The sequence below is a fragment of the Flavobacterium hibisci genome (assembly GCF_020026925.1).
Classification (GTDB): domain Bacteria; phylum Bacteroidota; class Bacteroidia; order Flavobacteriales; family Flavobacteriaceae; genus Flavobacterium; species Flavobacterium hibisci.
In genome coordinates this window covers 1-10754 of record NZ_JAIQDW010000037.1, presented here as the reverse complement: position 1 = coordinate 10754, position 10754 = coordinate 1, and the positions used below count along the sequence as shown (strand labels likewise).

At 34.9% G+C, this 10754-nt stretch carries 6 protein-coding genes and 3 pseudogenes; all 9 read left to right on the top strand.

Features of this window, described 5'->3' with window-relative positions; all coding sequences use genetic code 11:
* Positions 1-118, top strand: a pseudogene (locus K8B81_RS20605) (IS1595 family transposase); the annotation flags it as partial.
* A 27-nt stretch (positions 119-145) separates the two neighbouring features.
* Positions 146-322: pseudogene (locus K8B81_RS20600) on the top strand (addiction module protein); the annotation flags it as partial.
* A 625-nt stretch (positions 323-947) separates the two neighbouring features.
* Entirely contained in the window at positions 948-1784 is an 837-nt protein-coding gene (locus K8B81_RS20595; RefSeq protein WP_223683416.1) for a prephenate dehydratase, read from the top strand.
* Between the two features lie 55 nt (positions 1785-1839).
* Complete coding sequence (locus K8B81_RS20590) at positions 1840-2985, top strand: pyridoxal phosphate-dependent aminotransferase (RefSeq protein WP_223683415.1); 1146 nt, start codon at positions 1840-1842, stop codon at positions 2983-2985.
* 195 nt (positions 2986-3180) lie between these two features.
* Positions 3181-4041 (top strand): prephenate dehydrogenase, encoded by an 861-nt coding sequence (locus K8B81_RS20585; protein WP_223683414.1) that lies wholly within the window; start codon positions 3181-3183, stop codon positions 4039-4041.
* A gap of 11 nt (positions 4042-4052) precedes the next feature.
* Complete coding sequence (locus K8B81_RS20580; protein ID WP_223683413.1) at positions 4053-5135, top strand: bifunctional 3-deoxy-7-phosphoheptulonate synthase/chorismate mutase type II; 1083 nt, start codon at positions 4053-4055, stop codon at positions 5133-5135.
* A 343-nt stretch (positions 5136-5478) separates the two neighbouring features.
* Positions 5479-9111: a VIT domain-containing protein gene (locus K8B81_RS20575; protein WP_223683412.1), complete on the top strand. Its 3633-nt coding sequence runs from the start codon at positions 5479-5481 to the stop codon at positions 9109-9111.
* A gap of 137 nt (positions 9112-9248) precedes the next feature.
* On the top strand, positions 9249-10226 hold the full coding sequence (gene rsgA, locus K8B81_RS20570) for a ribosome small subunit-dependent GTPase A (RefSeq protein WP_223683411.1): 978 nt from the start codon (positions 9249-9251) through the stop codon (positions 10224-10226).
* A 105-nt stretch (positions 10227-10331) separates the two neighbouring features.
* Positions 10332-10646: pseudogene (gene dtd / locus K8B81_RS20565) on the top strand (D-aminoacyl-tRNA deacylase); the annotation flags it as partial.
* Positions 10647-10754 lie beyond the last annotated feature (108 nt).

Here is a 10754-nt window from a genome sequence, read left to right as displayed (position 1 = left end):
TTGTTTTAGAATAAACCGTTCTCAATTTAAAACAAGTATTTTTCATAAATCGATAGAAAGAATGGTAAATACCAAACCCATATATCAAAAAGAAATAAAACAGATAGTAAGTGTATAACTCAATAAAAATTTATCTAAATATAGTAATGCCGAGAAAATTGTTTTGGCAGAACAATTGTGGGATAGTGTTTCCAAAGAAGATTTAGAAATTTCCGATGATGTGAAAAATGAATTGGATATCCGAATCAAAAACTTAGAAGAAGGAAAAACAGAGTTGTACACTTGGGATGAGGTTAAAAACCATTTGAAAAATATCAGATAGTATACGGAATTCATTTTGTAAAAGAAGCATTATTTGATATAGAAGATATAGTTCTTTGGTATGAAGAGCAAAGAATAGGGCTTTCTTATGATTTTGAGCTTTGCCTAGAAGCTGGTGTTAAATCCACAGGCCTTTCAGAAGAAATATAGAAATATAAAAGTTAGATTTATTTCAAGGTTTCCGTATGGTATCCATTATAGATTTGAAAAGAATGAAATTATTGTAATTGGTGTTTTTCATACTTCTCGTTCTCCTAAAAATTGGTCTAAGAGATTAGGGTTTTAAATCATCGGTTAAAAATCTCTCTCAAAACCAATTATAAAAATCTCATTTTAAGTCCAATTCATTAAAATATCATACAAAACCGATAGATTTTGTTAAGAAATCCTTTTTTGTTTCATAAAATGCAATATTTTTTTTGGTACAGTTAAAATAATTTATACATTCGCACAGAATTTAAAAAATAACCCAAACAAAATGGCAACTAACCGTTTTTATTTTAGCAACAACTTTTATTTCTTCTTTAGTAGAAGTTAGGATTGTGCTATGGTTATTTGAAACAAAATTTAAGACAAATAAAACTAATATACAATCCTGATGAAAATCAGGATTTTTTTTTGACTATATGACAACTAAAATTGCAATACAAGGTATCAAAGGTTCTTTTCATCATCAGGTAGTGAAAGAGTATTTTGCTGAAAATGTTGAAATCGACGAATGTTTATCTTTTGAAGAATTGGTTGACAGCCTTATTACCGGAAAATCAGATCAGGCGGTTATGGCAATCGAAAATTCTATTGCAGGGCCAATTATTCCGAATTATGCTTTGATTGACAAAAATAATTTACACATAATAGGAGAACATTATTTAAGCATTCACCAAAATTTAATGGCTTTAAAAGGTCAGAAGATTGAAGATATAAAAGAAGTTCATTCGCACCCAATGGCACTTTTGCAATGCATGGATTTCCTGAAAACGTATCCAAACATCAAATTGGTTGAAGATAAAGATACAGCCGAAACAGCAAGAAGAATTCAGGAAAAACAATTAACCGGAATTGCAGCGATAGGAAGTAAAGTGGCTTCAGAAATGTACAATCTTGAAATTATTGCACCGGAGATTCAGACAATCAAAAATAATATGACCCGTTTTGTAATCATTAAAAAACAAAATTCATTTTTGCCTGAAAGCGAAATCAACAGAGCTTCTATCAAATTTGAACTGGATCATAAAAGAGGAAGCCTTGCAGCGGTTCTAAACGTAATGAGCGACTGCAAACTGAATTTAACAAAAATTCAATCGCTTCCAAAAATTGAAACGCCGTGGAAGTATTCATTTTTTGTAGATGTAACATTTGAGAAATACGAAGATTATGCAAAAGCAAAAGCATTGTTGAATATAATGGCAGAATATTTTAAAGTGTTGGGGGAATATAGAAATACGAAACCCTTAGCAAGTTAGAGGTTAATTGTTAGAAGTTAAAAGTTGAAACTCTAAAAGAGAATAAATAAAAATCATGATTACAACAGCAAAACGATTAGACACAGTTGAAGAATACTATTTCTCTTTAAAATTGAGAGAAGTGCGACAACTCATGTCTGAAGGAAAATCGATCATCAATATGGGAATTGGAAGCCCTGATTTGAGTCCGTCAAAAGCAGTAATTGAAGCAGTAGCTGCGGCAATTCAGGATGAAAACGGACATGGTTATCAAAGCTATCAGGGATTGCCGGAAATGAGACAGGCGATGGCGGATTTTTATAAAGATCAGTTTGGTGTTGCAGTGAATCCGAATAATGAGATTTTACCATTGATGGGTTCGAAAGAAGGAATCATGCATATTTCGTTGGCATTTTTAAATCCGGGTGACCATGTTTTGATTCCGAATCCGGGTTATCCGACTTATACTTCGGTAACTAATCTGGTAGAAGCAGTTCCGGTTTATTATGATTTGAAAGAAGAAAATGCATGGGAACCAGATTTCGAAGCTTTAGAAAAACTGGATCTTTCGAAAGTAAAAATCATGTGGCTGGGTTATCCGCATATGCCGACAGGAGCGAGAGGAAGTTTAGCGTTATTTGAAAAATTGGTTGCTTTTGCTAAAAAACACAACATATTATTGATTAATGACAATCCGTATAGTTTTGTTTTGAATGATAATCCGATGAGTTTGTTGCAGGTTGAAGGTGCGAAGGATGTCGCTTTAGAGTTGAATTCGCTTAGTAAAACATTCAACATGGCAGGTTGGAGAGTCGGAATGGTTTTAGGAAATCCTGAAATTATTGATGCTGTCCTAAAAGTAAAAAGCAACATGGACAGCGGAATGTTCTACGGAATTCAGAAAGGAGCGATTGCAGCTTTGAAATGTGATAAATCGTGGTTTGAAAATAATAATAAAATTTACAGACGCCGCAGAGAATTGACTGAAAAACTAGCAGAAAAATTAAACTGCAAAGTGTATAAAGAAGGAGTTGGACTTTTTGTGTGGGCAAAATTACCGGAAGGAATAGGATCAGCAGAGAAGTTCATTGACGAAATATTATATGAGAAACATATTTTCATTACACCGGGAACCATTTTTGGAAGCAACGGTGAAGGATATATCAGATTCTCATTGTGTGTGAAAGAAGAGAAAATACAGGAGGCGATTGAACGATTTTAATAGTCATTGCGAGGGACGAAGCAATCTCAGCTGCTGAATCAATTGTTAGTGTGATTGTTTCGTTCCTCGCAATGACGAAGCGTCTTGAAAAAACGAGAAGCCCTAGCCCTGATAGAAGTGGAAATCCTTTTTTGCCGGGGTTCGGCAGAAAAGATTGCAACGGATAGCAGGAATCAGCTTCAAATAAAGAAGAATATGAAAGTATACGTAATAGGAATAGGGTTAATAGGCGGATCGATGGTGCTGGACATTAAAGAGAAACATCCGGATGCTACTATTTTTGGAATCGATAAGAATGAAAGTCATTTGCAGCAAGCGATTGATTTGGGCGTTATCGATCAGGCAGGAAACTTTGAAGATTTGGCTGAGGCCGATTTTGTAATTGTTTCGGTTCCGGTTGATGTTGCCTTGATCGTTTTGCCAAAAGTGCTGGATGCTGTTGGAGATCAAACGATTGTTTTTGAAGTTGGGTCGACTAAAAAGCCAATTTGCGATGCAGTTGCCAGTCATCCAAAAAGGAGAAATTTTATTGCTACACATCCGATTGCAGGAACAGAGTTTTCTGGTCCATCGGCAGCAATAAGAGGACTGTTTCAGGGGAAAACGAATATTATTTGCGAAGTTGAAAAAACCACTTTTAAGCTGCAGGAAAAGGCTTTGAAACTTTTTGCAGAAATTGGAATGAGAATTCGATATATGGATCCGGTTTCGCACGATAAACACATTGCTTACGTTTCGCATTTGTCGCACATTAGTTCGTTTATGCTTGGCAAAACGGTGATGAATAAAGAAAAAGACGAACAGGATATTTTTGACATGGCGGGAAGCGGATTTGAAAGCACGGTTCGTCTCGCAAAAAGTTCGCCGGCTATGTGGACACCGATTTTTAAGCAGAATAAGGAACACGTCCTGGAAACACTAGAAGAATATATTTCAAATCTCAGTCGGTTTAGGGATTTGCTGAAAGAAGAAGATTATAATGCCATTTTTGAAGAAATGGAAAGTACAAATAAAATAAAAGAGATATTAAACGGATTAACAATAACTAAAAAGTAAATTAGAATAAGATGGAAAATAAGAAAGAAATGAGAAAGTGGTTAGAAGATTTCAATTTAGATCACCCACTTGTGATAGCTGGACCTTGTAGTGCAGAAACGGAAGATCAGGTTTTGAAAATTGCTCACGAATTGAAAGATTCAAAAGTAAGTGTTTTCAGAGCGGGAATCTGGAAACCAAGAACGCGTCCGGGAGGATTTGAAGGTGTTGGTGAAATTGGATTAAAATGGTTACAAAAAGCAAAAGCTGAAACTGGTTTATTAATGGGAACTGAAGTTGCAACTGCAGCGCACTGTAAACTAGCTTTGGAACATGATATCGACGTATTATGGGTTGGTGCCCGTACAACAGCAAACCCTTTCGCAGTTCAGGAAATTGCGGATACATTAAAAGGAACTGATAAAATCGTTTTGGTAAAAAACCCAGTAAACCCGGATTTAGCTTTATGGTTAGGTGGTGTTGAGCGTTTACACATGGCTGGAATTGAGAAATTAGGTGTTATCCACAGAGGTTTCTCTACTTACGAAAAAACAAAATACAGAAACATTCCGGAATGGCAGATTGCTATCGAATTACAAAACAAATTCCCTGATTTGCCATTAATCATCGACCCGTCTCACATTACCGGAGACCGTAAAATGATTTTCGAAGTAACGCAAGAAGCTTTAGATTTGAATTACGATGGTATGATTATCGAAACACACTTTGACCCGGACAACGCTTGGTCTGATGCTGCACAGCAAGTTACTCCGGACGCTTTGAAACAAATTATTAAAGATTTGACGATCAGAAAAACGGACGATACTACAGATGAGTACAGCCAAAAAATGACGAAACTTAGAGCAAACATCGACGTACTTGATGCTAACTTATTAGAGCTTTTAGGAAAACGTATGAAAGTGGCTGACGAAATTGGTCAGGTGAAGAAAGATGCTAACGTAGCGATTCTTCAAAACAGCCGTTGGAACGAAATCTTAGGAAAAATGATTCTGGAAGGTGAGAAAAAAGGTCTTACTGAAGAGTTTGTTTTGAGAATGTTCAAAGCGATTCACCAGGAAAGTATTGGTCACCAGGAGAAAATTTTCAATGCATAATTTTCTTTAAACCATATAAGTGATATAAGTTAATTTAAGTTTTTTTAAAGCTTTCTTAATGATTTTAATTATATCACTACTTTAAAAATTAAATTGTTTTTTAAAATCCCTATTGCTTTGAAAGAAGTAATGGGGATTTTTTTTGATAAAAGTTTGCCGCAAATTTTCTGGACATGAGCTGATTTTTAAATCGAAATAAATCTGCTAATCTGGAAAATCTGCGAGAAAAAAATAATTGCGTGAAGATTTTGCAGATTAAGCACATAAAAATAAATAATTTTCTTTCCAACCTTTTAAAACTTTTTGCTCTCTATACTTTTATACAACTTTAAATTTCTATGCCATGAATTCAAAATCGCTTTTTTCAATGTTGGCGTTTTCTCAAACAAAGTGCAATTTATTCCTTTGTATTGTTTTTTTTATTGGAACAAAAACTTTTTCGCAAAGTCCGGAAATGTCGGTAAAAGGAGCAGAAGCTGAGAAAGTCAGGATGAGTCAGCTCCTTGTTAATGTTAAGGTGGTTGGAAATATTGCTTACACTACAGCCGAAATGCATTTTTTTAATTCGGGAACCCGTCAAATGGAGGCGGAACTTATTTTTCCATTGCCCGAAAATGTTTCCGTTTCGAGGTACGCCATTGATATTAACGGAAAAATCCGAGAAGCTGTTCCGGTAAATAAAAACAAAGGGAAGCAGGTTTTTGAAGCGATTGAGCATCGAAGAGTTGATCCGGGGTTATTGGAAAAAGTGGATGGTAATAATTTCAGAACCAGAATTTATCCGTTAATGCCAAATGGAGAAAGAATTGTAATTATTGGTTACGAAGAAGAGCTGTCTGCTTCAGATAAAAGTAATTTGGCGTATCAATTGGTAAGTCGCTATCCTGAAAAACTGGATAAATTTGAGATCAATGTTTTCGTTTTTGGCGCTTCTGCATCGCCGAGTGTAGCTGAAAATTCGGGAGAAACCATTGCTTTTTCGCAATGGAACCAATCTTTTCAGACTTCTTTGAAAAAAGAAAATTACCAGCCTTCTGAAAAAATGCTTTTTAAGATTCCGATTCAGCAAAATATTCCAGGTTTGGTGATGCAGAATGTGGGAGGACAGCATTATTTCTACGGAAATACTTTTATAGAAGGAAATAAAATAGCTAAAAAAAATCCGTCTTCAATTGGCCTGATTTGGGATAACTCTTTGAGCTGTCAGAATAGAGATTTGAAAAAAGAATTGAATTTACTGGATGCTTATTTCCAGAAAATAAAAAATACAAAAGTGACTTTGTATTTCCTGAATTATACTTTCGAAAAACAAAAAGAATATATGATTGTTAATGGAAACTGGTCTGAATTGAAAAAGGTTTTGGAGAACACGAAATACGATGGGGGAACCCGTTTTTCACAAATCAATTTTGAAAATCAGGAGGAATATTTGTTCTTTTCAGACGGATTATCTTCTTTGAGTGATAATATTTTGCCAAAGACTAAAAAGCCGCTTTATACGATTACCTCTTCAGCGTCAGCAGATTTTGCTTTTTTGAATTTTTCTTCAATGAAAGCTGGTGGTAATTTTATTAATTTAAATCACATTAATACTGAGATTGCTTTGGATAAATTGATAAATACAAATTTGAAATTTTTGGGAATAAAAGAAAATTTAACGGTAACTGATTTGTTTCCGATGGAAGGAACTTCGGTTTCAGGGAATTTTAGTTTTTCAGGAATTTCTTTAAATCCAAAAAACGAAATCACTTTATTATTCGGATATAATAATGAAGCGGTTTTAGAGAAAAAAATTACTCTTGATGGAACAGTTCAAAATACTAATGATATTAATATTGAAAAACTTTGGGCACAGAAAAAAATAGCCAGTCTTGATTTGCAATATGCTAAAAATGCAGAAGAAATCGAACTTTTAGGCAAGAAATACGGCATTATAACTAAAAATACTTCACTTATTGTTTTAGAAGATATTCGGGACTATATCATGTACGATATTATTCCGCCAGCCGAATTGCGAACTGAATTTGACCGCATTAAAAAACAAGAACAAGAAAGCCGACTTGCCGAGCAAAAAAATAACTGGGAAAAGATTGAAAGCTATTTTAATGAATTAAGTGGATGGTGGAAACAAAATATAAAATATGAACAGCCAAAACGGTCAGTAAAAACAAAAAATCGAGGAAGATCAGAAAATAATGCTGGAGGAAACAGTTTACAAAGAAGTAACAGGGTTGCAGCCGGATTTATTTCTGGAGTTGTCTTAGATAAGGATGGTATTGCATTACCAGGAGCTAATATTATTTTACAAGGAAAAAGGGAAGGAGTCAGCACTGATTTTGATGGTAAGTTTACTATACAAGCCCCTGAAAATAGTGTTCTTAATATTAGTTTTATTGGTTTTGAGTCTACTCAGATAAATGTGGGGAGAAATAATATGATCAGAGTCCAGTTGCGTGAAAACACCACATCGCTTCAGGAAGTTGTTACTGTAGGGTATGGGACAGTTAAAGGGGATGCAAATGCAGTTATGACAGTTGATGAACCAGTTGGTTCAGGACCAGTAATGGAGATAGTACAAGAAGATAATTCTGTTGCTTCACCTCCGAATGCTCCAAAAGTTGATCAGGTTAAATTTGTAGCTCCCACGGTAGCGAATTCTAACGAGGTTTATCGGGATGGGGATAAAAAATCAGGTGAATTAAAAGAAGCTGAATCAACCCGGAAAGCTGTATCTTACATTCCCGAAAGAGCTGTTACCCCGGAACTTTCAAATAATGTAACACAGGCACTTGCCGGTAAAGTTGCCGGAGTTCAGGTACAGGAGGCAACAAACGATAATGTTACAATAAGAGGGAATACATCAGTTACAGGTGCAAATGAGCTTCTAATACTAGTAAATGGAGTTGTTTACGGAGGAAAATTAGAAGATTTAAATAAAGATGATATTACTTCAATGAATGTTTTGAAAGATGCATCTGCAACTGCTATTTATGGAAGCAGAGCGTCAAACGGCGTAATTATGGTTACTACTAAAAATGGTGATGCTAATACAATTCAAAACGAAACCAATCAAAACGAAACCAAAACATGGAACCCGGACAGATTGTATTTAAAAGCTTTGGCATCAGCGCCAAAAGAAAAACAATACGATTTGTATTTGGAATTAAGAAAAGTACAGGAAAGAAACCCAAGTTTTTATTTTGATGTAGCGCATTTTTTTTACAATCAGGGCGATGTTAAAAAAGCATTGCAGGTGATCAGCAATATTGCTGATCTGGGATTAGAAAATCATCAATTATATAAAACACTTACTTATACGCTTCGCCAATGGCAGGATTTTGAGGATGCTTCATATACTGCAAAACAAGTTGCCAAATGGAGGGCGCATGAACCACAAAGTTTAAGAGATTATGCTTTGGCAGTTGAAGATGCGGGGAAATATCAGGAAGCTTTTGATCAGCTGGTGAAAGCTTTGGAAGTGAATTATTATGAAGAAATGAGTGGGCAATATGAAGGGGTTGAAGATATCATTTTGATGGATATTAATCGATTGATAACAGAGCATTCAGGTTTGAATTCAGGTAAATTAGACAAAAGATATATGGCTAAAATGCCTGTTGATATTCGAATTATCATGAACTGGAATCTTATAGATGTCGATTTGGATTTACATATAATTGAACCAAATGGAGAAGAATGTTACTATGGAAATAAAGAAACACAAACTGGTGCAAGATTCTCAAAAGATTTTACGCAAGGTTATGGACCAGAGCAATATTTAATTCGAAATTCGATTAAAGGAAAATATCAAATCAAGACGAATTATTTTGGTGAAACTGAATTGACGGAAAATGGTCCTGCAACAGTGATGGTTGAAATTTATACAACTAAAGCCGGAAAAACAGTAAGAACTTTAAAAACAATTCAATTAGGAAAAATAAAAGAAAATGAAATCCTTGCCGAAATTGTCTGGTAAAGAATAATAAATTAGAAGCCTGGATTTCAAATTTAAAAGGCGAAGTTGCGTGGTTCAATTCTAAAAACGTAATTTTGCCTTTAAAAATTTTTAGTTTTAAGAGGAATCTAAATCTAAAAAAGTAATCTAAAAGTTGAATGACAGGAACCGTTTATAAATCTACAGGAAGCTGGTATACCGTAAAATCTGAAAGTGGAGATTTTGTGGAATGCCGTATGAAAGGGAAATTCAGAATAAAAGGTATAAAAAGTACGAATCCTATCGCTGTGGGTGATATTGTTGATTATGAACTGGACAAAACTTCAGATGCAGTCACGGGAACCATTCATAATATCCACGAAAGAAAGAACTATATCGTTCGTAAATCGGTTAACCTTTCCAAGCAGATTCATATTATTGCTTCTAATATTGATCAGGTTTTTTTACTGGTTACAATTGATAATCCGCCAACAACTACCAGTTTTATAGATCGTTTTTTGGTTACTGCCGAAGCATATGGAATTGAAGCTATCCTGATTTTTAATAAAATTGATACTTTAACGGAACAAACGTTAGACGATCAGCTTTACTTACAGCACATTTATTCTGAAATTGGATATAAATGCCTTCGAATTTCATCAACAGAAAATAAAGGTGTTGACAAGCTGAAAGAGATGATGATTGGCAAGGTAAGCATGTTTTCAGGACATTCGGGAGTTGGAAAATCAACTTTGGTAAATGCCATGGAACCAAGTCTTCATCTTAAAACTACTGTAATTTCAGAACAAAGCAAACAAGGCCAGCATACTACTACTTTTGCAGAAATGTATGATTTGTCTTTTGATGCCAGGATCATCGATACGCCGGGAATAAAAGGATTTGGAATCGTTGATATGGAGAAAGAAGAAATCAGCGGGTACTTTCCGGAGTTTTTTAAACTGAAAGATCAATGCAAATTTAATAACTGTCTGCATAAAGAAGAACCACATTGTGCCATAAAAGCAGCTTTGGAAAAAGATGAAATCGCCTGGTCACGATATAACAGTTATCTTAAAATTCTCGAAGGAGATGATGAACATTATCGTACCGATACTTATGGCGAAGATCGTGCAGCTAGTGATGAAACTAGGAAATAATAAATTTCAATATTCCTTTTTCTATATAAAATCCCAAATCCCAAATTGGAAATGTAGAGATGCACAGCAGTGTATCTAACCTATTCACAATAATTCACAATTTTAATGAAAATAGTAATCCAAAGAGTTTCAGAAGCATCAGTAACCGTTGAAGGAAAAAAAGTTGCAGACATTCAAAAAGGGTTGCTGGTTTTAGTTGGAATCGAAGACGCAGATACGCCGGAAGATATCGACTGGCTTGCCGGAAAAATCATAAAAATGCGAATTTTTGGTGATGAGAATAATGTCATGAACTGCTCGGTTCAGGATATTGACGGAGAAATTATTGTCGTAAGTCAGTTTACGCTTCACGCATCAACAAAAAAAGGAAACCGCCCTTCGTATATAAAAGCTTCAAAGCCAGACTTTGCCTTTACTTTGGATTTGATAAAAACTTTAAATTTATTCAAAGGAAAGCAGAGGTGAACTTTAGACTTTGCTAGTTAAGAACTAAGCTGCGCATTAGTCCTCTGCCTTCTCCTTGAACCC

Coding starts and splice junctions, on each gene's coding strand:
- K8B81_RS20595 (WP_223683416.1), top strand. CDS start 948: ATGACAACTAAAATTGCAATACAAGGTATCAAAGGTTCTTTTCATCAT.
- K8B81_RS20590 (WP_223683415.1), top strand. CDS start 1,840: ATGATTACAACAGCAAAACGATTAGACACAGTTGAAGAATACTATTTC.
- K8B81_RS20585 (WP_223683414.1), top strand. CDS start 3,181: ATGAAAGTATACGTAATAGGAATAGGGTTAATAGGCGGATCGATGGTG.
- K8B81_RS20580 (WP_223683413.1), top strand. CDS start 4,053: ATGGAAAATAAGAAAGAAATGAGAAAGTGGTTAGAAGATTTCAATTTA.
- K8B81_RS20575 (WP_223683412.1), top strand. CDS start 5,479: ATGAATTCAAAATCGCTTTTTTCAATGTTGGCGTTTTCTCAAACAAAG.
- rsgA (WP_223683411.1), top strand. CDS start 9,249: ATGACAGGAACCGTTTATAAATCTACAGGAAGCTGGTATACCGTAAAA.